Source organism: Streptomyces sp. NPDC111516, from assembly GCF_055635345.1.
On the sequence record NZ_JBVKBV010000013.1, the window covers coordinates 87,170 to 110,559 of the forward strand.

General features: G+C 68.9%; 15 protein-coding genes, 3 pseudogenes and 1 riboswitch. Of the genes and pseudogenes, 14 read left to right on the forward strand and 4 right to left on the reverse strand.

Annotation, left to right across the window (positions count from 1 at the left end; translation table 11 throughout):
• The first annotated feature begins 316 nt into the window (after positions 1-316).
• The 5 genes from ACZ7L9_RS23640 to ACZ7L9_RS23660 all read left to right on the forward strand — a co-directional run bounded on the left by ACZ7L9_RS23640 (position 317) and on the right by ACZ7L9_RS23660 (position 6,862).
• Positions 317-1,081 (forward strand): NUDIX hydrolase, encoded by a 765-nt coding sequence (locus tag ACZ7L9_RS23640; protein ID WP_471417808.1) that lies wholly within the window; start codon positions 317-319, stop codon positions 1,079-1,081.
• Positions 1,082-1,192: 111 nt separating this feature from the next.
• On the forward strand, positions 1,193-2,959 hold the full coding sequence (locus ACZ7L9_RS23645; RefSeq protein ID WP_471417810.1) for an ATP-binding cassette domain-containing protein: 1,767 nt from the start codon (positions 1,193-1,195) through the stop codon (positions 2,957-2,959).
• A gap of 160 nt (positions 2,960-3,119) precedes the next feature.
• The gene (locus ACZ7L9_RS23650; protein ID WP_471417812.1) at positions 3,120-4,007 is read left to right on the forward strand and encodes a FadR/GntR family transcriptional regulator; all 888 of its coding nucleotides are present in this window, start codon (positions 3,120-3,122) and stop codon (positions 4,005-4,007) included.
• A gap of 322 nt (positions 4,008-4,329) precedes the next feature.
• The gene (locus ACZ7L9_RS23655; protein ID WP_471417814.1) at positions 4,330-5,877 is read left to right on the forward strand and encodes an RNA polymerase sigma factor; all 1,548 of its coding nucleotides are present in this window, start codon (positions 4,330-4,332) and stop codon (positions 5,875-5,877) included.
• A 154-nt stretch (positions 5,878-6,031) separates the two neighbouring features.
• A complete protein-coding gene (locus tag ACZ7L9_RS23660; protein WP_471417816.1) occupies positions 6,032-6,862 on the forward strand; it encodes a serine protease in 831 nt (276 codons plus the stop codon).
• Between the two features lie 101 nt (positions 6,863-6,963).
• Here the strand turns inward: ACZ7L9_RS23660 and ACZ7L9_RS23665 are convergent, their stop codons facing one another.
• Entirely contained in the window at positions 6,964-7,197 is a 234-nt protein-coding gene (locus ACZ7L9_RS23665) for a DUF7455 domain-containing protein (protein WP_024489001.1), read from the reverse strand.
• Positions 7,198-7,633: 436 nt separating this feature from the next.
• Between ACZ7L9_RS23665 and ACZ7L9_RS23670 the strand changes: the two genes are divergently transcribed.
• The 3 genes from ACZ7L9_RS23670 to ACZ7L9_RS23680 all read left to right on the forward strand — a co-directional run bounded on the left by ACZ7L9_RS23670 (position 7,634) and on the right by ACZ7L9_RS23680 (position 12,139).
• Positions 7,634-9,754 (forward strand): DNA gyrase/topoisomerase IV subunit B, encoded by a 2,121-nt coding sequence (locus tag ACZ7L9_RS23670; RefSeq protein ID WP_471417818.1) that lies wholly within the window; start codon positions 7,634-7,636, stop codon positions 9,752-9,754.
• Between the two features lie 355 nt (positions 9,755-10,109).
• The gene (locus ACZ7L9_RS23675) at positions 10,110-10,550 is read left to right on the forward strand and encodes a DUF485 domain-containing protein (protein WP_471418003.1); all 441 of its coding nucleotides are present in this window, start codon (positions 10,110-10,112) and stop codon (positions 10,548-10,550) included.
• Complete coding sequence (locus ACZ7L9_RS23680; protein ID WP_471417821.1) at positions 10,547-12,139, forward strand: solute symporter family protein; 1,593 nt, start codon at positions 10,547-10,549, stop codon at positions 12,137-12,139. Before ACZ7L9_RS23675 ends, ACZ7L9_RS23680 begins: the two co-directional genes overlap by 4 nt.
• Positions 12,140-12,219: 80 nt before the next feature.
• Here the strand turns inward: ACZ7L9_RS23680 and ACZ7L9_RS23685 are convergent.
• Together ACZ7L9_RS23685 and ACZ7L9_RS23690 are read right to left on the reverse strand one after the other, a co-directional pair.
• Positions 12,220-12,488 (reverse strand): annotated as a pseudogene (locus ACZ7L9_RS23685) (response regulator); the annotation flags it as partial.
• Positions 12,485-14,191, reverse strand: coding sequence for an ATP-binding protein (locus ACZ7L9_RS23690; protein WP_471417823.1), 1,707 nt, complete (start codon positions 14,189-14,191; stop codon positions 12,485-12,487). The pseudogene ACZ7L9_RS23685 and the gene ACZ7L9_RS23690, both read right to left, overlap by 4 nt.
• A gap of 69 nt (positions 14,192-14,260) precedes the next feature.
• On the opposite strand from ACZ7L9_RS23690, the pseudogene ACZ7L9_RS23695 reads away from it, so the two are divergent.
• Both ACZ7L9_RS23695 and ACZ7L9_RS23700 read left to right on the forward strand, forming a co-directional pair.
• A pseudogene (locus ACZ7L9_RS23695) lies at positions 14,261-14,431 on the forward strand (citrate/2-methylcitrate synthase); the annotation flags it as partial.
• A 22-nt stretch (positions 14,432-14,453) separates the two neighbouring features.
• Positions 14,454-15,575 carry a CobW family GTP-binding protein gene (locus ACZ7L9_RS23700; protein ID WP_471417825.1) on the forward strand — a complete coding sequence of 374 codons (1,122 nt, stop codon included), beginning with the start codon at positions 14,454-14,456 and terminating at the stop codon, positions 15,573-15,575.
• A 252-nt stretch (positions 15,576-15,827) separates the two neighbouring features.
• Here the strand turns inward: ACZ7L9_RS23700 and ACZ7L9_RS23705 are convergent, their stop codons facing one another.
• Entirely contained in the window at positions 15,828-18,281 is a 2,454-nt protein-coding gene (locus ACZ7L9_RS23705; protein ID WP_471417827.1) for a DNA gyrase/topoisomerase IV subunit A, read from the reverse strand.
• A 279-nt stretch (positions 18,282-18,560) separates the two neighbouring features.
• Here ACZ7L9_RS23705 and ACZ7L9_RS23710 point away from each other — a divergent pair, with 279 nt between their 5' ends.
• The 4 genes and pseudogenes from ACZ7L9_RS23710 to ACZ7L9_RS23725 all read left to right on the forward strand — a co-directional run.
• Positions 18,561-19,943 carry a M16 family metallopeptidase gene (locus ACZ7L9_RS23710; protein WP_471417829.1) on the forward strand — a complete coding sequence of 461 codons (1,383 nt, stop codon included), beginning with the start codon at positions 18,561-18,563 and terminating at the stop codon, positions 19,941-19,943.
• A 26-nt stretch (positions 19,944-19,969) separates the two neighbouring features.
• Positions 19,970-21,352, forward strand: a complete 1,383-nt coding sequence (locus ACZ7L9_RS23715) for a M16 family metallopeptidase (RefSeq protein WP_471418004.1) — start codon at positions 19,970-19,972, stop codon at positions 21,350-21,352.
• Between the two features lie 273 nt (positions 21,353-21,625).
• A riboswitch (cyclic di-AMP (ydaO/yuaA leader) is annotated at positions 21,626-21,792 on the forward strand.
• Between the two features lie 13 nt (positions 21,793-21,805).
• On the forward strand, positions 21,806-22,609 hold the full coding sequence (locus ACZ7L9_RS23720) for a M23 family metallopeptidase (RefSeq protein ID WP_471417831.1): 804 nt from the start codon (positions 21,806-21,808) through the stop codon (positions 22,607-22,609).
• A gap of 258 nt (positions 22,610-22,867) precedes the next feature.
• Positions 22,868-23,333: pseudogene (locus ACZ7L9_RS23725) on the forward strand (GntR family transcriptional regulator); the annotation flags it as partial.
• Positions 23,334-23,390 lie beyond the last annotated feature (57 nt).

Genomic DNA, 23,390 nt, shown 5'->3' on the forward strand with positions numbered 1-23,390 from the left:
GGGGGCCGGGGCCGGTCGGCGCTCCGTGCGACACCGGCTTGACGCCGCACGCAATCCCCCGAGACGAAGTCGGTGGCGCGCCAAGGGCTGACCGTGGTTCGAAGCCCATGCCGCAAGGGATGGCGCCAGAGGAATCGACGTGGTGCGGGACTCGGTGATCTCCGGGTGTCGGTGGTCACCGCCCCGGACGTTCCCGGGCGGTGAGTGGCCCCCGGAGAGCGGCGATCCTCAGCCATCGGTGCGTGGCAAACGTAGTAATGCCTACGAGCACGGCGAAGGGAGTGTTTATCGTCAGGCAGACGACTATGATCACCGCATGCCGCCCTACGACCCGTCGACCTTCCCGCCCTTCGCTGTCACCGTCGACCTGGTTGTGCTCACGGTGCGCCGTCATGCGCTCTGTGCGCTGGTGGTGCGCCGAGGCGAGCCGCCATTCCAGGGGCGATGGGCGCTGCCCGGCGGCTTCGTCAAAGCCGATGAGGATCTCGGAGCCGCAGCAGCGCGCGAACTCGTCGAGGAGACCGGACTGTGCGCCCAGGACCCTGCAGCCCCGGCGGTCGGCAACGGTGCCCATCTTGAGCAGCTAGCCACTTACGGTGACCCCGGCCGTGACCCCCGGATGAGGGTCGTCAGCGTCGCTCACCTCGCGCTGGCCCCTGACCTGCCGGCGCCGCGGGCAGGCGGCGATGCGAACAGCGCGCGTTGGGCACCGGTCGAGGATCTGCTCGGGCCGGAGAGCGGGCTCGGTCATGAGGGCGAAGACCAGACCCCGCTCGCCTTCGATCATGCGCAGATCCTGGCCGACGGCGTGGAACGGGCGCGTTCCAAGATCGAGTACTCCTCTCTGGCCACCGCTTTCTGCCCGCCGGCGTTCACGGTCGGTGAGCTTCGGAGGGTGTATGAGGCGGTGTGGGGCGTCGTTCTCGACCCGCGGAATTTTCACCGCAAAGTGACAGGTACGCCAGGCTTCCTGGTTCCTGCCGGCGGAACGACCACTCGGCAGGGCGGTCGCCCTGCCCAGCTTTTCCGGGCCGGCGCGGCCACAGTGCTCAACCCGCCGATGCTGAGGCCGGAAGTCTGACCTTGCGGAACGCCCACAAGGTCGATGCTGCACTAAAAGTCGGATATGTCGCGTTATCTTGCTGCGGTACCGCCCTGCCGCCGAGCGGTCTCACCTTCCGCGAGAGAAGCGATGCTCCAGGCCATCGGACTCACTAGTGCCCCCCGCCGCGGCCTTCCGGCCGCCGCCGTGCATGACCTCACCTTCGAGGCCCGACCAGGCCACGTCACCGCGCTTCTGGGTGCCCCCGGCTCGGGTAAGACCTCCGCCCTCCGTCTGATGCTCGAACTGGACCCGGGGCGGGGGAGTGCCTACTTCCGGGGCAGACCGCTGCACCGCATTCCGCACCCGGCGCGGGAGGTGGGAGTGCTCCTCGGGGACGTACCGGGGCATCCCGCCCGCACCGTCCGCGGTCAGCTCCGTATGCTCTGCGCCGCCGCAGGCGTACCGGCATCCCGGGCCGACGAACTGCTCGAGGTCGTAGGCCTCGCCGGACTCCGGGACCAGCGCGTCGGCACACTCTCACTCGGCATGGACCGCCTGCTCGCCCTGGCTTCGGCGCTGCTCGGCGACCCGCACACCCTCGTCCTCGACGATCCCGCAGAAGGTCTCTCTTCGCGTGAGGAGTGCTGGCTGCACGGCCTGCTCCAGGCGCACGCCACCCAGGGCGGCACCGTTCTCTACACCACGGCCGATCCCAAGGAAGCCGCGCGCGCCGCCGACCACGTGGTCACCATCGACAGCGGACGTCTCGTCGCCGACCAGAGTGCGGGCGACTTCTCACGGACCCGTCTTCGCCCCCGGGTCGCGATCCGGACCCCGCACGCAGCCCGCCTCGCTGCCGTCCTCACCCGTGAGGCCCGAGCGGCCAGGCGCTCGGTCGAGGTGGTCACCGAAGCAAGCGGCCGTCTCTCCGTCTACGGTTCCACCTGCGCGGAAGTCGGCGACGCGGCATTCCGGCATGGGCTCCCGGTGCATCGACTCGCCGACGAGATTGCCGACGCGGATCCCGTACATCCCACAGAGCCCACGGATCCAGTAGACCCCGGTGGAAGGGAGGCCGAACCGCGACCGGCCGCGTCGGCCTCCGGCTCGGAGCTGCTCCCGCCGATCCGCCGCCGCTCGGCCCGCGGTCCGCTCCACCCGCTGCGATACGAACTGCGCCGCCTCTTCGGCGTCAGAACAACAATGTTGGTCGTGGCAGCCGTTCTTGTCGCCTCAGTCGGGCTCTCCCTCCTCCTCGCCCGCTCCGGCCATGCTCAGCTGCCGAAGATGCTGGCGGCCTGGCCGTCGCTGCTGCCGTTGCCACCCGCGGCAGTCGGGGCCGGACTGATCGGCGCCCTCTCCTTCGGCGACGAGTTCCGCTACCCGGCGCTCGCCGCGGGCCGAGGCACCGTCCCCCGGCGTCTGGGATTGCTTCTCGCCAAGCTGGTGGTGTCAGCAGGCGTCGCCCTGGTGCTCGCCGTGCTTGTCGTGCTGGCGTCCGCCGAAACCATTCACCTGGTGTACGGCGACGATTTGATCGAGATGCCACCGAACTCGGCATTTCTGGGCGCGGGTTGGGCGGGACTGAATGTCGGCTGCGCCTGGGCGGGCCTCTTGGCCGCCGGAGTGTTCAGGGTGACGACGGCCGGAGTCGCCGCCGTGCTCGCCGTTCCCGTACTCGTCGTCCCATTTGTCCAATATGCGCTGGCAGGGGTGACCCCCCGGCCGGTCGCCGGACTCCCGGGCAGGCTTCGCGAGCTGGTGTGGCCGCGCTGGCCGTACGAGACGGATCGATGGGTGGCGGCTGCCGTGCGCGTGGTGGCGCACCCCGTGGGCACCGCGCTGTCATTGTCGTTGTCGGCCCTGATCTGTGCGTATCTGTTCACCAGCCTTCGCAGCAGGGTTCGTTGGTGATCACAGGGTTGCATCGGATCGCTCCAGGCCGGGCAACTTCCTTGAAGGTGCCCGATTTCCGCCGATAAGGCGTCAATTGGGGGGCGGGTGCCGATCACCCTTTCGTGTGCTTTTCACCAAAGACCTCAAGGGTCGGGTGAGCCGCGCCGACAAAGGATGCGTGAGTACCCTTGCGCACACCACGATGACCGCCGCCCGCTCCGCCGATTCCGGCCTCGCCGGCCCGGGTGAACTCGACCGCTACCCGTATGCGGAGGCGCCGGCCGGCGAGCGTGCCCCTCTTCGCTCCTGGGACGGTCCCGATGCCGACCTCGGCCGGGCGGGCCGACGGGGCTCGGCCAGTCGAGGCCGCGGCCTCCACGGCCAACTCGTTCAGCAGCTGGGCCAGATGATCGTCTCCGGTGATCTGGGTGCCGACCGGCCCCTCGTGCCGGAGGAGATCGGTCAGCGTTTCGAGGTCTCTCGCACCGTCGTACGCGAATCGCTGCGCGTTCTTGAGGCCAAAGGCCTGGTCAGCGCCCGGCCCAATGTGGGTACCCGGGTCCGCCCGGTCAGTGACTGGAACCTACTGGACCCCGACATCATCGAATGGCGCGCCTTCGGCCCCCAGCGTGAGGACCAGCGCCGCGAGCTGGGCGAGCTCCGGTGGACGATCGAACCGCTCGCGGCCCGTCTCGCTGCAGGCCACGGTCGCGAGGACATTCAGCAGCGCCTCGGTGACATGGTCGAGATCATGGGGCACGCGCTCGGACAGGGGGATGGGGTCACCTGTTCACGGGCCGACGCGGAATTCCACTCCCTGCTCATCCAGGCGGCGGGCAATCGCATGCTCGAGCACCTCTCCGGCATCGTTTCCGCGGCGCTGCAGGTCTCGGGTGGCCCTGTCACGGGCTGTGACCGCCCCACAGAGGCGTCCCTCGGCCACCATGCACGCATCGTCGACGCCCTCGCATCGGGCGACTCGGCCGGTGCCGAGGCGGCCATGCATCAACTGCTCGTCGTCCACCCCGAGGTGGAACGGGTGGTGCCCGCCCCCCGCGAGCACTGAGTGCAGCACGGCCAGGGTGTACGAACCACGTGTCGCCGGGCCCCTACGGTCCGGCGGCACAATTGTGGTGGGATCGCACCCATGGTCAGGTTCGTCGCAAATGAGGTGTGACTCGGGCCACGCGGATTGGGCGTAACACTCCTCGAAACAGTGCGATGACTTAAGAGGTGACCGCCGCGGAAGGAATACAGCAGCCATTCAGTGCGCTGTGCAGTTCTGAGGCCAAACCCGCGCCGTCGGTACATTCCCAGCCCGGCGGTCGTCGGTTCCAGCCCTCCGGGGCCGGACCGGAAGCCGTTTCCATCGTTCCGAGAGGTTGTTCGTGTCGGCCAGCACATCCCGTACGCTCCCGCCGGAGATCGCCGAGTCCGAGTCTGTGATGGCGCTCATCGAGCGGGGAAAGGCTGATGGGCAGATCGCCGGCGATGACGTGCGTCGGGCCTTCGAGGCTGACCAGATTCCGCCAACCCAGTGGAAGAATGTTCTGCGCAGCCTCAACCAGATCCTCGAGGAAGAGGGTGTGACGCTGATGGTCAGTGCCGCGGAGCCGTCCAAACGTGCCCGCAAGAGCGTCGCAGCAAAGAGCCCGGTCAAGCGCACCGCCACCAAGACTGTCGCGGCCAAGACGACCGTGACCAGGACGGTCGCGGCCACTGCCGCCCCATCGGCAGAGACCGTGGACGTGGTGGCTGACGACGCTGCCGCGGCCGGCCCTGCGAAGAAGGCGGCAGCCAAGAAGACGGCTGCCAAGAAGACCGCCGTGAAGAAGACGGCGGCCAAGAAGGCAACAACGAAGAAGTCCGGAAAGCAGGACGACGAGCTCCTCGACGGCGACGAGGCGGCCGAGGAAGTAAAGGCCGGCAAGGGCGAGGAAGAGGAGAGCGAGGGCGAGAACAAGGGCTTCGTCCTCTCCGACGACGACGAGGACGACGCACCTGCGCAGCAGGTCGCCGTAGCCGGCGCCACCGCCGACCCGGTCAAGGACTACCTGAAGCAGATCGGCAAGGTTCCTCTCCTCAATGCCGAACAGGAGGTCGAGCTCGCCAAGCGCATCGAGGCGGGTCTGTTCGCCGAGGACAAGCTGGCGAACTCCGACAAGCTCGCACCGAAGCTCAAGCGCGAGCTGGAAATCATCGCCGAGGACGGCCGCCGCGCCAAGAACCACCTGCTGGAGGCCAACCTCCGCCTCGTGGTTTCGCTGGCCAAGCGCTACACCGGCCGCGGCATGCTCTTCCTGGACCTGATCCAGGAAGGCAACCTCGGTCTGATCCGCGCGGTCGAGAAGTTCGACTACACCAAGGGCTACAAGTTCTCCACGTACGCCACCTGGTGGATCCGTCAGGCCATCACCCGCGCCATGGCCGACCAGGCCCGCACCATCCGTATCCCGGTGCACATGGTGGAGGTCATCAACAAGCTCGCCCGCGTGCAGCGCCAGATGCTCCAGGACCTGGGTCGCGAGCCCACGCCGGAGGAGTTGGCCAAGGAACTCGACATGACCCCCGAGAAGGTCATCGAGGTCCAGAAGTACGGTCGCGAGCCGATTTCCCTCCACACCCCACTGGGTGAGGACGGGGACAGCGAGTTCGGTGACCTGATCGAGGACTCCGAGGCGGTCGTCCCGGCCGACGCGGTCAGCTTCACGCTTCTCCAGGAGCAGCTGCACTCGGTGCTCGACACGCTCTCCGAGCGTGAGGCCGGCGTGGTTTCGATGCGCTTCGGTCTCACCGACGGCCAGCCGAAGACGCTGGACGAGATCGGCAAGGTCTACGGCGTGACGCGCGAGCGCATCCGTCAGATCGAGTCGAAGACCATGTCGAAGCTGCGCCACCCGTCGCGTTCGCAGGTGCTGCGCGATTACCTCGACTAGGTCGTACGAGTACACGGACCAGGTCGCCGAAGAACACGGACGAGGGCCCGGATCCCGCAAGGGAGTCGGGCCCTCGGCCTATCTGCGGGTGCGATCCATGGCAGGTCGGATGACTCTGGGTGGGAAATGGTTCACCACAGAGTCAGGAGTGCGCATGTCCCGGACCGTCTTCCACGCCATGACCGGGGTGCTCGCCCTGGTGGCCGCCACGGCCGCGGTGCCGCCCGGATCCTCCGCTCCGGCTGTTTCGGACAGCATCGTCATCGGTGGTCAGCCCGCACACGTCAAGGACAGCCCCTGGGTCGTGGCGCTGTCCAGTCGGGACCGGTTCGGAGATACGCGTGCCGGCCAGTTCTGCGGCGGCGTCGTGGTCGCGCCGAAGAAGGTGCTGACCGCTGCGCACTGCCTGAGCAGGGAGGCGCTCGGAGTCGATGCCGGCAAAGTGCGCGATCTGCGGATCATCTCAGGCCGGGACGTCCTTCCCGGGGTAGGCGGGAAAGAGGTACGGGTCGAGGCGACGTGGAGCAATCCGCGATTCGACCCCCTCACGAACGCGGGGGACCTAGCCGTGCTTGCTCTGGCCGACGCGCTGCCCGCGACGAGCGTGATCCCGATGGCCGAATCCGGTGACGCGGCATACGAGCCGGGTGCGGGTGCCGTCGTCTACGGGTGGGGTGACACGACCGGGAACGGCGACTACGCGTCGTCACTCCGCGCCGCCCAAGTGAGCGTCCTGCCGGACAGCCTGTGCGCGCAGGCGTACCCGGGCGGCAGGGATGGCACGTACGACGCCTCGGCGATGCTCTGCGCGGGCGAACTGCAGGGCGGGCGTGACTCATGCCAAGGCGACAGCGGAGGGCCGCTGGTGGCCCGTGGGCGGCTCATCGGGCTGGTGTCCTGGGGGAACGGCTGCGGCAGGGCGGGAAGTCCCGGCGTGTACACCCGGATCTCGGCCGCCATCGGCTGGATGCCGGACGGTAGCTGAACGACAGCACCGCGTAGGCGCGAGAATGGGCGGCTTCCTCTTGGGAAGCCGCCCATCGGCCGGTCCGGAACCTGGCCCTGGCTCGTCGTGGATGCGAGGTGTCAGTGTTGTTCCTCTTCGGCGGCTTGGGCCTGCACAGCCGTCAGCCGGTCCGTCTCATCCTGTATTTCCGCGGCGATCTTCTTGAGTTCCGGCTCGAACTTGCGACCGTGGTGGGCGCAGAAGAGCAGCTCACCGCCGCTGATCAGGACGACGCGCAGATATGCCTGGGCGCCGCAACGGTCACAGCGATCTGCTGCGGTCAGCGGGCTCGCGGGGGTCAGAACAGTAGTCACGTCGCCTCTTCTCTAGCTCGACGAGCTGTCGTACCAGGGTCAACATCCAACCAGGCCGAAAACGTTCCCGCTCGTGGCTTTTCTTCGAAACTTCTTCTCAAGATGGCTGTCTGTTGCCGGTTGGCGGCGAATGTGCCGTATTGCGTAGCGCTACGGTTTCGCGTTGCTTGTCTTGTGTGGATCCTCCCGGCTGGCTTGCCGGTTTGTTCATGAGGACGTGCCCGGAGCCTAAATGGTTCATGCCTGGAAGGGAACGTGATGTGCGCGTCACTCCCGCGAGGGATCGAACGTGTATGCGAGGCTGGACTAGTGTGAGGGTTCTCGGAGGGTGGCGTTACAACCGCTCTACCAGGCCTCGGTACCCTCTCAGCGGCGACCGAAGCCGAGCCCGTTACCCACTTGGGCCTCAAATGAAATTCAGCGAGGAGCGAACCGCGTGACCGCCGATACGTCCGTGCCGTCCACTGCGCTGCTGACCGGAGCAGACCGAGACGGTTCCAACTACACCGCGCGGCACCTGCTCGTACTTGAGGGGCTCGAAGCGGTTCGCAAGCGTCCCGGGATGTACATCGGGTCCACCGACAGCCGCGGCCTCATGCACTGCCTCTGGGAGATCATCGACAACTCCGTCGACGAGGCCCTGGGCGGCTACTGCGATCACATCGAGGTCGTCCTCCACGACGACAATTCCGTGGAGGTCCGGGACAACGGGCGCGGTATCCCGGTCGATGTCGAGCCCAAGACGGGCCTGTCCGGCGTCGAGGTCGTGATGACCAAGCTGCACGCCGGCGGAAAGTTCGGCGGCGGCTCGTACGCCGCGTCCGGCGGTCTGCACGGCGTGGGCGCCTCTGTGGTCAACGCGCTCTCCGCCCGGCTCGACGTCGAGGTCGACCGCAACAGCGCGACCCACTCGATCAGCTTCCGCCGCGGAGTCCCCGGCATCTTCACCGAGCAGGGGCCGGACAGCCCCTTCGACCCGGCCAACGGCCTGCGCAAGGGCAAGCGGGTACCGAAGGCGCGCACCGGAACCAGGGTGCGTTATTGGGCGGACCGGCAGATCTTCCTCAAGGATGCCAAGCTCAACCTGGAGACGCTCCACCAGCGGGCGCGGCAGACGGCCTTCCTCGTCCCCGGTCTCACGATCGTCGTTCGCGACGAGCGTGGCCTCGATGGCCAGGGCAAGACCGAGGAGACCTTCCGCTTCGACGGTGGAATCAGTGAATTCTGCGAGTACCTCGCCCAGGACAAGGCGGTCTGTGACGTCCTGCGTCTGACCGGCCAGGGCACATTCAAGGAGACCGTCCCGGTCCTGGACGAGCGCGGTCACATGACGGCGACCGAGGTCACTCGTGAACTCGTCGTAGACATCGCCATGCGCTGGGGCACCGGATACGACACCAATCTCAAGTCCTTCGTCAACATCATCGCCACCCCCAAGGGCGGCACCCATGTGACCGGATTCGAACGCTCCGTGACCAAGACGGTCAATGAGGCACTGCGGTCGGCCAAGCTTCTCCGCGTCGCCGAGGACGACATCGTCAAGGACGACGCGCTGGAGGGCCTCACCGCGGTCGTCACCGTACGGCTGGCGGAGCCACAGTTCGAGGGCCAGACCAAGGAGGTGCTCGGCACCTCGGCGGCCAACCGGATCGTTGCCGCCGTCGTTTCCAAGGAGCTCAAGGCGTTCCTGACCTCGACGAAGCGCGATGCCAAGGCCCAGGCCAGGGCGGTCCTGGACAAGGCCGTGGCGGCTGCGCGCACGCGCATCGCGGCCCGCCAGCACAAGGACGCACAGCGCCGCAAGACAGCGCTGGAGTCCTCCTCGCTGCCGGCGAAGCTCGCCGACTGCCGCAGCGACGACGTGGACCGCAGCGAGCTCTTCATCGTCGAGGGCGACTCCGCGCTCGGTACGGCCAAGCTCGCGCGGAACAGCGAGTTCCAGGCGCTGCTGCCGATCCGAGGAAAGATCCTCAATGTCCAGAAGTCGTCCGTCTCGGACATGCTGAAGAACGCCGAGTGCGGTGCGATCATCCAGGTCATAGGGGCCGGATCGGGGCGTACCTTCGACATCGACGCCGCCCGCTACGGGAAGATCGTCCTGCTCGTGGACGCCGACGTCGACGGTGCGCACATCCGCTGTCTGCTGCTGACCCTGTTCCAGCGCTACATGCGGCCCATGGTGGAGGCGGGCCGGGTCTTCGCCGCCGTACCCCCGCTGCACCGGATCGAGCTTGTCCAGCCCAAGAAGGGCCAGGACAAGTACATCTACACGTACTCCGACAATGAGCTGCGCCAACGGCTGTTGGAGCTCCAGCGGAAGAACGTCCGGTACAAGGACTCGATCCAGCGGTACAAGGGCCTGGGCGAGATGGACGCCGACCAGCTGGCGGAGACCACGATGGACCCCCGCCACCGCACCCTGCGGCGGATCAACATCGGTGATCTGGAATCGTCGGAGCACGTCTTCGACCTGCTGATGGGCAATGACGTGGCACCGCGCAAGGAGTTCATCGCCAGCTCGGCCGCCACGCTGGACCGCTCGCGCATCGACGTCTGAGCATCGCCGTCTCCACCCACGGGCGGAGACGGCGTCTCCACCCACGGGCGGAGACGGCGTCTCCACCCGTGATCAACCCCTGAGCCGATCTCCTGAACCGGTCGCTCCGTAGCGCCGAAGGCGTTCAACTCTTCGCCAAGGCCGGAGTGCGCGACCGGAGGCAGACCGTTCGTTATGCGTACGTTCGGGGCCTCGCACAGTCGCCCGGGTCGACCTTCACCTGAAGAGGTGAAGACCGGCGAATGAAGTGCCCGGGATCTTCCTGATCTGCCCATTCTTGGATACGCGGCCGAAGTGGTCCGTGGACAAGGGGAGTTGTTCGGTGGAGAAGGAAGCAGGGCGTGAGGCCGCAGCGATGCGGCTCGACGACCCGTGGTGCGACGCGCCGGCCTCCGGCTGGGGCGAGCTGGATGCGCGGGGCTTCGCTCCCGCCGGGCGTCCGCGGTCGGCGGACCCGCAGCGCGGCCACAGTGCGGCCGAGATCTATCTGGAGGTGCAGCGCAGCGAGGCGTTCCAGGAAGTGCGCCGTCGGTACCGGCGGTTCGTCATCCCGGCAACCCTTGCCTTCTTCGTCTGGTACCTCGCCTACGTCGTCGTCGCGATCACCGCACCCGGACTGATGGCCCGTCCGGTGGCCGGAGCGGTCAATGTCGCGATGGTCGCGGGGCTCGGGCAGTTCCTCACGACGTTCCTTCTCACCGGGGCGTACGCGCGGCACGCGCGGCTGTGCAGGGACCGGGCCGCGCTCGATCTGCGGTGGGAGACACAGGAGATGACGCGGGGGATCGGGCGTTGAACGGGAACCACCAGACGCTGGCGCTCCTGCTGTTCAGCGCCTTCATCGCAGTGACGCTCGCCATCACCACCTGGGTGAGCCGTAACCGGCACGGCTCGGCCGAGGAGTTCTACGCGGGAGGTCGGCTGTTCTCCCCCATGGAGAACGGTTTCGCCATCGCCGGGGACTACATGTCGGCCGCGTCCTTCCTCGGCATCTCGGGGCTGATCGCGCTCTTCGGCTACGACGGCATGCTGTACTCGGTAGGGTTCCTCGTCGCGTGGCTGGTCGTCCTGTTGCTGGTCGCCGAACTGGTCCGCAACTGTGGCCGGTTCACGCTCGCCGACGTGGTTGCGGCGCGGATGGCGGAGCGCCCGGTCCGGATCGCCGCGGGCACCTCGTCCGTTACCGTCTCGGTGCTCTATCTGGTGGCACAGATGGTCGGCGCGGGAAGCCTGGTCGCGCTGCTCCTCGGCGGTACGAGCGGTGCCGCCCGTTCCTGGACCGTCATCGGTGTCGGGGCGCTCATGGTGATCTATGTGTCGCTCGGCGGGATGCGCGCCACGACCTGGATCCAGATCGTCAAGGCCGTTCTGCTGATGGTGGCGGCGGTCGTGCTCACCGTGCTCGTCCTGCTCCGCTTCCACGGCGACTTCAACGCCCTGCTCAACTCCGCCGCCGAACGGAGCGGGCATGGAAGCCGGTTCCTCTCGCCCGGGCTCCGGTACGGCGGAACCTGGACGGCACGCATCGATTTCATCAGCCTGGGCCTGGCGCTGGTACTCGGTACGGCGGGGCTGCCGCACATCCTGTCGCGGTTCTACACCGTGCCCACAGCCCGTACGGCCCGCCGTTCGGTCGTCTGGTCCATCGGGCTCATCGGCAGCTTCTACCTGATGACGATCGCGCTGGGATTCGGGGCGGCGGCACTGGTCGGTTCGGCCGAGGTGCGGGCGTCGAATTCTGCGGGAAACACCGCGGTTCCACTGCTGGCCCTGGAGCTCGGCGGCGGCGAAGGATCCACCGGGGGGACGATTCTGTTCGCCGTGGTCGCTGCCGTCGCCTTCGCGACCATCCTCGCCGTCGTCGCGGGGATCACCCTCGCCTCTTCCGCCTCCGTGGCCCATGACCTCTACGCCTCGCTCAGGCGCCCGCGGTCCAAGCAGTACAGCGAGGTCACCGTGGCCCGGGTCGCCGCAGCCGGGATCGGGGTGGCCGCCATCGGGCTCGGCCTGGTCGCCCAGGACCTCAATGTGGCGTTCCTGGTGGGGCTTGCCTTCGCCGTCGCCGCTTCGGCCAATCTCCCGGTGCTGCTGTACTCCCTGTTCTGGCGGAACTTCACCACCCGCGGAGCGGTCTGGTCCGTCTACGGCGGGCTGATCCCCGCCGTGCTGCTCGTACTGCTCTCCCCGGTCGTCTCCGGCAGCCCGAACTCACTCTTCCCCGGCGCCGACTTCCAGCTCTTCCCCCTGGAGAACCCCGGCCTGGTCTCCATTCCGCTGGGCTTCCTGGCCGGCTGGGTCGGCACGGTCACCTCCACCGAACCGCCCGACGCCGCCAAGCATGCGGAGACCGAGGTCCGTGCGCTGACCGGGGCGGGGGCGGTGTAGCCGCATGCCTGCGCCGTACCGGCCGGGGCTTTCAGGCCTGACCGCCGGTGGACCAGGTGTAGCGGTGTTCCGGGCGGCCCGTCTCGCCGTACCGCAAGGTCAGGCGCACTCTCCATCACATCGGTGTGGTGACCGAGTCTGCGAAGTTCCCGCACATCGACAGACCGTTGCGGCCGGGCATGTAGTGGTCCAGCAGGACCAGGTCCACACGCTGTTCCTCGATCGCCGCGAGGGCTTCGGCGGCGGAGTGCGCCCGGGCGGTCACCCGGAATCCCGGCACCCTGGACACATAGGCCGCATTGACCTTCGCGACCCTGATGTCGTCGTCCACGGCCAGGACCCCGATCACTGGGTCTCTCCCGCGATGCCGGTGTTCGGTTCTGTGGCTTCCGGTTCAGCCGTTTCCGATTCGGTCGATTCCGGGTCCGTCATGTCCGGATCGCCGAGGGCCTCCGGCAGTACGACGGTGAAGTCGGCGCCGCCGTCCGCGGCCCCGTCGACCGTCACGCTGCCACCTTGCCGTTCCGCCAGCCGCCGCACCAGTGCGAGTCCCAGACCGCGTCTGCCGTGGGCCGGGAGCTCCTTCGTCGACCAGCCCTCCGTGAAGATCAATGCGCGCTGCGCGGCCGGAACCCCTGGGCCGCTGTCACGGACCCGCAGCACCACCGTCCGGCCCTCGGCGTGGAGGCCCACCTCGGTCCGGGCGCCGGGTGTTCCGGCCGCCGCGTCCAGTGCGTTGTCCACGAGATTCCCGACGACGGTGACCAGCCCGCGAGGGTCCACGAGCCGGTTCGGCAGCAGGGTCCCGGGCGCCATGCGCAGGGCGACGCCGCGCTCCGCCGCGACCGTGGCCTTGCCGACCAGGAGCGCGGCCAGCAGTGGGTCACGCACCTTCTCGGTGACCTGCTCGGCCGTCGCCCGGTGGACGCCGACGATCTCGGTGACGTACTCCATGGCGTCCTCGTGCATGTTCAACTCCAGCAGCCCCAGGAGGGTGTGCAGCCGGTTGGCGTGCTCGTGGTCCTGGGCCCGCAGCGCGTCGATCAGGCCACGGGTGGAGTCGAGTTCGGGGCCGAGATGCTCGAGTTCGGTGCGGTCGCGGAGGGTGGCGACGGCGCCGCCGTCATCGGTCGGCATCCGGTTGGCGAGCAGGACCCGGGTGCCCTGAACTGTTAGCAGATCGTCGCCGACCACCCGGCCGGCCAGCACATCCGCGGTCCGCCCCTCGCCGAACACAGTGTCGAGCGTGCGGCCCGCGGCATCGGGGCCGAGCCCGAGCAGCCGCTGAGCCTCGTCGTTCATGAGTCGGATGCGGTCGTGCCCGTCGAGTGCTACGACCCCTTCCCGGATGCTGTGCAGCATCGCCTCGCGCTCGGTGAGCAGCGCGGAGATATCGGAAAAGGCGAGGTCATGGGTCTGCCGCTGGAGGCGTCGGGAGATCAGACAGGCGGCCAGCGCCCCGACGGCGAGCGCCCCGCCGGCGTACGCGAGCAGTCCGGGAATCGCCGCGAGCAGCCGGGCGCGGACACTGTCGTAGGAGATACCGACCGAGACCGCGCCGACGATCCGGTTCGCTTCGTCGCGCAGCGGTACCTTCCCGCGGGCCGAGCGGCCGAGCGTGCCGTTGTCGATCTCCATGACGTTCCGGCCCGCGAGTGCGTCGCTCGGGTCGGTGGAGACGACCTTGCCTATCTGGTCGGTGTCGGTGTGTGACCAGCGCACCCCGCGCCGGTCCATGACGACGACGTACTCGGCGCCGGTGGCGCGTCTGATCCGCTCGGCCGCGGATTGCACGGGACCGGCGGAGGCCGGAGCCGTGGCGAGCAGCGCCTCGGCGATCTCCGGCTGGGCCGCCGTGCTCTGCGCGATGGCCAGTGCGCGACGCATAGCCTGGTCGTCCAGCTGGGCGCTGAGGGGCGCCAGGAAGAGGCCGGTGGCGAGTACGGTGACGCCGGTGGCGATGGCCAGCTGCATCAGCAGGACCTGGGAGAAGACCCGCTGCGGCCAGCCGAGTCGGCGCGCTCTTCTGACGGCGGGCGGTGGGGCGCTCACCGTACGAACGGTAGAGGGCATTCCGGTGCCTTCCGAAATTCCCTCTGCGATTTCTCTGTGTGATTCCCCTGCGGGCTGCCTCGTGAGGTGTTCACTCCGACGTTCTGCGCGGCGCGGGTGGTCGGCTGGAGCGCCAATATCCTGGAGCAGGCGGCGGACTCGAAGATCATCCGCCCGGCGGCCCGTTACGTCGGTCCGCCCCCGCCCCCGCCCCCGCCGCAGCCGGTCCCGGCGCCCTGACGTCCCCCGAGGAAGGTCCCCGTTGAACCCGTCGTCCCCACCCCGCAAGCAGCAGATCCCGGTCATCGTCCTTGCGGGGTTCCTGGGATCCGGCAAAACGACACTGCTCAACCACCTCCTCCGCAACCGCGCGGGAAGCCGGATCGGCGTGATCGTCAACGACTTCGGCTCCATCGAGATCGACGCCATGACGGTCTCGGGGCAGGTCGGCTCGACGGTCTCGCTGGGCAATGGATGTCTGTGCTGCGCGGTCGATGCGAGCGAACTCGACACCTTCCTGGAGACGCTGACCCGGCCCGCCGCCCGCCTCGATGTGATCGTCATCGAGGCCAGCGGACTGGCGGAGCCGCAGGAGCTGGTGCGGATGCTCCTGGCCAGCGAAAATCCGCACATCTTGTACGGGGGGCTGGTGGAGGTCGTCGACGCCGCCGAGTTCGATGCCACCCGAATGCGCCATCCGGAGATCGACCGCCATCTCGCCGTCGCCGATCTTGTCGTGCTGAACAAGACCGACCGGGTCGGGAGCGAGGAACAGGCCCGAATCCGGGACGTCGTCGCCGCGACCGGCGGCGCGGCGGCAGGCGGCAACGCGGCCGCCGTCATCTGCGCCGCATACGGACGCATCGACCCTGAGCTGCTCTTCGACCCGGCGCTGCGGCCGGACGGTGAGGAGAAGGCGCGCCAGCTCACCTTCGAGGATCTGCTCCTGGCGGAGCGGGCCGAGGACGAGGCCGACGCCGGGCACGAGCAGCATCTGCATGCCGCGTACGAGAGCGTCTCCTTCACCTCGGACGTACCCGTGAATCCCCGCCGATTGATGGAGTTTCTCGACTCCCGGCCACGGGGTCTCTACCGGATCAAAGGGTTCGTCGACTTCGGCGCGGGCGACCACGGCAACAAATACGCCCTGCACGCGGTCGGCAGGTTCCTGCGGTTCGACCCGCGGCCGTGGGCACGCGACGAACCGCGCCTCACCCAGTTGGTGCTGATCGGCTCGGGCATCGACCCGGAGCAGCTGCACAAGGAGCTGGCCGACTGCCGCGAGACCACCGCTCCGGCATCGGACACGACGCAGGACGCCGCACATGAGCGAAGCATGTGGGGCGTCCTGCGGTACGTACAACAGCCCGACGACGACGCATAGCGGCGGGCCCCGTTGCCCGGCCGACTTCCTGCGCCGCTGCCCGCCGGGGCGGGCTAGGGCCTTTCGTTTGGATCAGGCCGGATCAGGGAGCGGGGTCCGGAGCCGTGCATCGCAAGGCGGAGGAAGGAGTCATGGCGGAGCCAATGGGGTCCCCCTGCTCGAGCGGAGCCGAGAGCTTGGGGAAGGCTGACGACAACGCGGCGAGGTGCGGCTCCGGGGCACGCGAGCCCGGCATGATCCAAACGAGAGGCCCTAGACGGGGCCGGCGACCACTGCGACCGGCTTGACCAGCGGCGTCCCCGAACCGTCGCGCCTCGGGTCCGGCTCCGGCAGCTCGGTCGGCGTGCCGTTCTTCTGCGCGGCCCGGGCAGGCGTCGCACCCGCCCAGCCGAACACCAGAACGTCCTCGCCCTTGAGGAACCGCTGACAGCGCACCCCGCCCGTGGCCCGGCCCTTGCGCGGATACTGGTCGAACGGGGTGAGCTTGCACGTCAGCACCGAGTCGTCCAGCGTGCCGTGCGAGCCCGCCACCGTGAACACCACCGCGTCCACCGCCGGATCCACCGCGGTGAACGAGATCACCTCGGCGTCCGCCGCGAGCTTGATGCCCGTCATGCCTCCCGCGGGCCTGCCCTGCGGCCGTACCTGCGCAGCCGGGTAGCGCAGCAACTGCGCGTCGGACGTGATGAAGACCAGGTCCTCCTCGCCCGTACGCAGTTCGGCCGCGCCGACGATGCGGTCACCGTCCTTGAGGGTGATGACCTCCAGCTCGTCCTTGTTGGCCGGATAGTCCGGCACCACTCGCTTGACGACCCCCTGCAGGGTGCCGATCGCCAGGCCGGGCGAGGCCTCGTCGAGCGTAGTGAGGCAGACGACCTCCTCGTCGCTCCCCAGCGTGAGGAACTCCGAAACCATCGCCCCGCCCGAAAGATTGGGCGCGGCGTGGGTGTCCGGCAGCTGCGGCAGATCGATCACCGCGAGCCGCAGCAGCCGCCCCGTCGACGTCACCACACCCACATCGCCGCGGGCCGTCGCCGGCACGGCCGACACGATCACATCGTGCTTGGCACGCTTGGCGTCCTCGGCGAAGACGATCGGATCGTCATTGGCGGTACGGGCCAGCAGGCCGGTCGACGACAGCAGCACCCGGCACGGGTCGTCCGCGACCTCCAGCGGCACCGAGGCGACCTGCGAACCGGCCGACTCCAGCAGCACCGTACGCCGGTCGGTGCCGAACTTCTTGGCGACCGCGGCCAGTTCGGAGGAGACGAGCTTGCGCAGCTCGGTGTCCGATTCGAGGATGGCGGTCAGCTCGTCGATCTCGGCGTTGAGCCGGTCCCGCTCGCTCTCCAGCTCGATCCGGTCGAACCGGGTCAGCCGGCGCAGCGGGGTCTCCAGGATGTACTGAGTCTGGGTCTCGCTCAGCGAGAAGTGCTCGATGAGCCGCTCCTTCGCTTGCGCCGAGTTGTCGCTGGACCGGATGAGCCGGATGACCTCGTCGATGTCGATCAGCGCGACGAGGAGTCCCTCGACCAGGTGCAGCCGGTCGCGGCGCTTGGTCCGGCGGAACTCGCTGCGCCTGCGCACCACCTCGAAGCGGTGGTCGAGATAGACCTCCAGGAGCTCCTTGAGGCCCAGGGTGAGCGGCTGACCGTCGACCAGCGCCACATTGTTGATGCCGAAGGACTCCTCCATCGGCGTCAGCTTGTAGAGCTGCTCCAGCACGGCCTCCGGCACGAAGCCGTTCTTCACCTCGATGACCAGGCGCAGTCCGTGCGAGCGGTCGGTGAGGTCCTTGACGTCCGCGATGCCCTGGAGCTTCTTCGCCGAGACCAGGTCCTTGATCTTGGCGATCACCTTCTCCGGGCCGACGCTGAAGGGCAGTTCGGTGACGACCAGCCCCTTGCGGCGTGCCGTGACGTTCTCCACGGCGACGGTGGCGCGGATCTTGAACGTTCCGCGGCCGGCCGCGTAGGCGTCCTTGATGCCGCCGAGGCCCACGATCCGGCCACCGGTCGGCAGGTCGGGACCCGGGACGAACCGCATCAGGGTCTCCAGGTCCGCGCCCGGATGCTTGATGAGATGGCGGGCGGCGGCGATCACCTCGCCCAGGTTGTGCGGCGGCATATTGGTCGCCATGCCGACCGCGATCCCGGTCGTGCCGTTGACCAGAAGGTTCGGATAGGCGGCGGGGAGGACGACCGGCTCCTGCTCCTGGCCGTCGTAATTCGACTGGAAGGCGACGGTGTCCTCATCGATCGACTCCGTCATCAGTGACGTCGCGTCGGCCATCCGGCACTCGGTGTACCGCATGGCGGCCGGCGGGTCGTCGTTGCCGAGCGAGCCGAAGTTGCCGTGTCCGTCGACGAGGGGGAGCCGCATGGAGAACGGCTGTGCCATCCGCACCAGCGCGTCGTAGATCGACGCATCACCGTGCGGGTGAAGCTTGCCCATCACCTCGCCGACCACGCGGGCGCACTTCACATAGCCGCGCTCCGGGCGCAGGCCCATCTCGTTCATCTGGTACACGATGCGGCGGTGCACCGGCTTCATGCCGTCGCGGGCGTCCGGCAGGGCCCGTGAGTAGATCACCGAGTACGCGTACTCGAGGTAGGAGCCCTGCATTTCGTCGACGACGTCGATGTCGAGGATCTTCTCCTCGAAATCGTCCGGCGGCGGCGGGGTCTTCGTGCTGCGGCGGGCCATCGCTGCTGCGACTCCTTCACGGATTCTGACGGATTCTGTCCGGGCAACCTCAGGTTCTGACGCCGACCATTGTGGACCGCCGCACTGACATCGCCGACCTCGACCCGTCCCAAGAGGTGTTCCCGGCCCCTGCCGAGGGGCTTCACGCCCCGTCCCGCAGGGGGTGCGCCCCTCTTTCACGCGAACTTCCGCGGTATGGGAACTTCGGCAGGTGTCTGCGCGCTTGCTTACAGTGGCAGGTCTCGCAGGAATTCCATTATCGCGATCGAAGGGACGTACATGCCCATGGGTCACACGGCCACAGCCCAGGCCGGCTCCGGCGGCTTGACAGCGACCGAGCACCGTCTGGCCAACGGCCTGCGCGTGGTGCTCTCCGAGGACCATCTGACCCCGGTCGCCGCGGTCTGCCTCTGGTACGACGTCGGTTCGCGCCACGAGGTCAAGGGACGCACCGGTCTGGCTCACCTTTTCGAGCACCTGATGTTCCAGGGCTCCGGCCAGGTGAAGGGGAACGGACACTTCGAGCTGGTGCAGGGGGCCGGCGGTTCGCTCAACGGGACCACCAGCTTCGAGCGCACCAACTACTTCGAGACGATGCCCACACACCAGCTGGAGCTGGCCCTCTGGCTCGAGGCGGACCGGATGGGCTCGCTGCTCGCCGCGCTCGACGAGGAGTCCATGGAGAACCAGCGCGACGTCGTCAAGAACGAGCGCCGCCAGCGCTACGACAACGTCCCCTACGGCACGGCGTTCGAAAAGCTGACGGCCCTGGCCTACCCCGAGGGCCACCCGTACCACCACACGCCGATCGGCTCGATGGCGGACCTGGACGCCGCGACCCTGGAAGACGCGCGCACCTTCTTCCGTACGTATTACGCGCCCAACAACGCGGTGCTCTCGGTCGTCGGTGACATCGACCCCGAGCAGACGCTCGCCTGGATCGAGAAATACTTCGGCTCCATCCCGTCCCACGACGGCAAGCAGCCGCCCCGGGACGGCACGCTCCCCGAGACCATCGGCGAGCAGCTGCGTGAAGAGGTGCACGAGGAGGTCCCGGCGCGGGCACTGATGGCCGCCTACCGGCTGCCGCACGACGGCACCCGCGAGTGCGACGCGGCAGACCTCGCGCTCACCGTGCTCGGCGGCGGCGAGTCGTCGCGGCTGCACAACCGTCTGGTCCGCCGTGACCGTACGGCCGTGGCGGCCGGGTTCGGGCTGCTGCGGCTGGCCGGTGCGCCCTCCCTCGGCTGGTTGGACGTCAAGACGTCCGGCGGCGTCGAGGTGCCGCAGATCGAGGCCGCGGTCGACGAGGAGCTCGCCCGGTTCGCCGCCGAGGGCCCCACGCCCGAGGAAATGGAGCGCGCGCAGGCCCAGTTGGAGCGCGAGTGGCTGGACCGGCTCGGTACGGTAGCGGGCCGCGCCGACGAACTCTGCCGGTTCACCGTGCTGTTCGACGACCCGCAGCTCGCCCTGACCGCCGTACAGCGGGTGCTCGATGTCACCGCTGAAGAGGTCCAGGCGGTCGCCAAGGCCCAGCTGCGCCCCGACAACCGGGCGGTGCTGGTCTACGAACCGGTCGAATCGGCCGAGTCCGCGGAATCAGCGGACACCGATGAGACCGAAGCCGACGACACCGACGCGCACGAAGGAGCGGACAAGTGACCGACGCTGCCGCGACTGGAGTTTCGATGCAGTTCCACCCGCAGCCGGCCCCCGGCGTCGCCCGCCCGTGGGCCTTCCCCGCACCGGAGCGCGGCGCCCTGCCCAACGGACTCACGGTGCTGCGCTGCCACCGCCCCGGCCAGCAGGTCGTGGCGGTCGAGATGGTCCTCGACGCCCCGCTGGACGCCGAGCCCGAGGGCCTCGACGGCGTGGCCACGATCATGGCGAGGGCGCTCTCCGAGGGCACCGACAAGCACACCGCCGAGGAGTTCGCCGCCGAGCTGGAGCGCTGCGGCGCCACCCTCGACGCGCATGCCGACCACCCCGGCATCCGGGTCTCCCTGGAGGTCCCGGCCTCCCGGCTGGCCAAGGCGCTCGCGCTGGTCGCCGAGGCGCTGCGGGCGCCCGCCTTCGCCGACAGCGAGGTCGAGCGGCTGGTACGCAACCGGCTCGACGAGATCCCGCACGAGCAGGCCAACCCGGCCCGGCGCGCCGCCAAGCAGCTCTCCAAGGAGCTCTTTCCGGCCACGGCGCGTATGTCGCGCCCCCGCCAGGGCACCGAGGAGACGGTGGAGCGGATCGACTCGTCGGCCGTGCGTGCCTTCTTCGACGCCCATGTCAGGCCGTCCGCGGCAACCGTCGTGGTCGTCGGTGACCTCACCGGCATCGACCTGGACGCCCTGCTCGCCGACACCCTCGGCGACTGGTCGGGCGACACCGCCGAGCCCCGTCCCGCCCCGCCGATCACCGCCGACGACAGTGGCCGGGTGGTGATCGTCGACCGTCCGGGCGCCGTGCAGACGCAGCTCCTGATCGGCCGGATCGGCCCCGACCGGCACGACAGCGTATGGCCGGCCCAGGTGCTCGGCACGTACTGCCTCGGCGGCACGCTCACGTCCCGGCTGGACCGAGTGCTGCGCGAGGAGAAGGGCTACACCTACGGCGTGCGGGCCTTCGCCCAGGTCCTGCGGTCGTCGGCCCCGGATTCCGCCACGGGGGCGACCGGTGCCGCGATGCTCGCCATCAGCGGATCCGTCGACACGGAGTCCACCGGACCGGCGCTGAAGGACCTGTGGACGGTCCTGCGGACCCTGGCCTCCGAGGGGCTGACCGACGAGGAGCGCGAGACGGCCGTGCAGAACCTCGTCGGTGTCGCACCGCTGAAGTTCGAGACGGCGGCCTCCGTCGCCGGCACCCTCGCCGACCAGGTCGAGCAGCACCTCCCGGACGACTACCAGGCACACCTGTATGCCCGGCTCGCGGAGACCGGCACGGTCGAGGCGACCGCGGCGGTGGTCAATGCCTTCCCGGGCGACCGGCTGGTCACGGTCCTCGTCGGTGACGCGGCGCAGATCGAGGAGCCGGTCCGGGCCCTGGACATCGGAGAGGTGTCGGTGGTCACCGGCTGACGGGCGTACCTGTCGCGGACGCGGGAGGCGGCCGAACAGGCCGGTCGGCCCGTCGCCCGCGGCAGCTCGCTTGTCCACATCCCGGGACACGAGGAAGACCCCTGTGAGTGAGATCTCGCCGGGGTCCTCCTTTTTGTCCGTTCTGGTGGAGAGGTTGCCTGTCTGCCCTGTGGGATGCGCTACAAAACGGCCTGTCCGTTTGGTGAATGAAAGTGACCCCGCTTAGCGTCGGCCGGGCTGTCCGTCACTCGTATGCCGCATCCGCGACGTACCGGACAGTCATCGCCGAGTCCCCGTCAGGCGCGAGCCTGGGGAGCCGGGGACCCGTGAAGTCCCTGGGGTGAATCGGATGCCTGAGCCTCGCCGAGGTCGGGGCATCCGTAGGAGACCTTCCTGCTCCGAACCCGTCAGCTAACCCGGTAGGCGAGAAGGAAGGAAAGGATCAGCCACTTCATGGCGTTCACCCGTGCCACCGGGAAGCATCGTGCCCCGAGCCGACTGACGCACAGGAGCGCGAAGATGGCCGGCGTCGCGGCGCTGGCCACCACCGGCGTCGTCGGTGGGGTGGCCTCTCCGGCCCTCGCCGCGGACACCGGGGTCACCTCCGTCAGCGAGACCGGTCTGAACCAGGTCATCGCCATCGACAGTGCCCTCGCCGACCAGATAGAGGCCCAGGCCGCCGCACAGCAGCACCAGGCCGATGCCGCGGCGAAGGTGGAGGCCCAGCGGAAGATCGAGGCCAAGAAGCGGGCCGAAGCCAAGAAGAAGGCGGAGGCCGACGCGAAGCGCGCGGCCGAGGCGCGCGCGGAGAAGGCGCGTGCCGCCCGGTCCGCCGAGCGCACCCGTCTGGGCGCCTTCCAGCTCCCGGTCGCCGGTTCGTACGTCACCACCGGCTACAAGTCCAGCGGCTCGCTCTGGTCGTCCGGCAGGCACTCGGGCATCGACTTCCACGCCGCGTCCGGAAGCTCCGTCGTCGCCGTCGGTGCCGGTACGGTCGTCGAGGCCGGCTGGGGCGGCGCGTACGGCAACAACATCGTGCTCCGGATGACGGACGGCACGTACACGCAGTACGGCCATCTCTCCTCGATCGGCGTCACCGTCGGCCAGGGCGTCGGCGCGGGCCAGCAGATCGGCCTCTCCGGCTCGACCGGCAACTCCACGGGCCCGCACCTCCACTTCGAGGCCCGGACGACGCCGTCGTACGGCTCCGACATGGACCCTGTCGCATACCTGCGCGCCCACGGCGTCAGCGTCTGACCGACGCCGCCCGTCCCTCCGCAGCACCTCTTCGAAGGCCCCGGCACACCCCGGGGCCTTCGCCGTGCCGGGTCTCCGCGTCCGTCGTGGTACCCGAGCGCCGAGTCGCCCCGTGGCCAAAAGATGCCGAGTCGCCCCGTGGCCAAAAGATATTCATGAATTTCCACCCCGCATCGGAAATGCGGCCGCATTGCAATAGACTCGCAGAACATGCGTCGGTCGGCCGCGTTCCGCGGGGATCGAGGCGGCGGTTCGGACATGCGCATTCCCGCCCATTCGGTATGCACGGCAATCCACCGGCGGCACGCGGGCGCCTGCGTCGCCGAGTCCACTCAGCAGGAGGCCGCCGACCTCCTGGAGGTCCGGACGCTGCTGGAGCCGCTGGCCGCCGCGCGCGCCGTGCAGCGCCGCACCGAGGCGCGCCTCAAGGTGCTGTGCGGTCTGGTCAGGCTCGGTCAGGAGCGGGCCAGGTGGAGCCTGGATGTACGCGGCCGAGCAGTCGGCCCACCCGGCGGATTCCCGGGCCGAGCACGGAGCCGCCGTGGACGCGGCGGCGCGCGGTGGCGCGGAACGGGCCGGGGCGCCGACCGCCCGGCACGCCGAAGGGGCCGCGGCCGCGCACCGGCTGCGCCGCATCGACCGGCCGGACGGCCCGCCCGCGGCTCCGCGCACCGGCCGGGTGAGAGCTTCGCAATATTCCGTAAACGCCACGGGCATCCGGCATCAGCGATTACGCCGTATGCAAAGAGTTGTCATTCCGTTGGGCCTTCTTCGGGCTGTT

Bases quoted from the DNA above. Each gene is read 5' to 3' on its own strand.
- ACZ7L9_RS23640 (WP_471417808.1), top strand. From the start codon at position 317: ATGCCGCCCTACGACCCGTCGACCTTCCCGCCCTTCGCTGTCACCGTC.
- ACZ7L9_RS23645 (WP_471417810.1), top strand. From the start codon at position 1,193: ATGCTCCAGGCCATCGGACTCACTAGTGCCCCCCGCCGCGGCCTTCCG.
- ACZ7L9_RS23660 (WP_471417816.1), top strand. From the start codon at position 6,032: ATGTCCCGGACCGTCTTCCACGCCATGACCGGGGTGCTCGCCCTGGTG.
- ACZ7L9_RS23675 (WP_471418003.1), top strand. From the start codon at position 10,110: ATGCGGCTCGACGACCCGTGGTGCGACGCGCCGGCCTCCGGCTGGGGC.
- ACZ7L9_RS23705 (WP_471417827.1), bottom strand. From the start codon at position 18,281: ATGGCCCGCCGCAGCACGAAGACCCCGCCGCCGCCGGACGATTTCGAG.
- ACZ7L9_RS23710 (WP_471417829.1), top strand. From the start codon at position 18,561: ATGCCCATGGGTCACACGGCCACAGCCCAGGCCGGCTCCGGCGGCTTG.
- ACZ7L9_RS23715 (WP_471418004.1), top strand. From the start codon at position 19,970: ATGCAGTTCCACCCGCAGCCGGCCCCCGGCGTCGCCCGCCCGTGGGCC.
- ACZ7L9_RS23720 (WP_471417831.1), top strand. From the start codon at position 21,806: ATGGCGTTCACCCGTGCCACCGGGAAGCATCGTGCCCCGAGCCGACTG.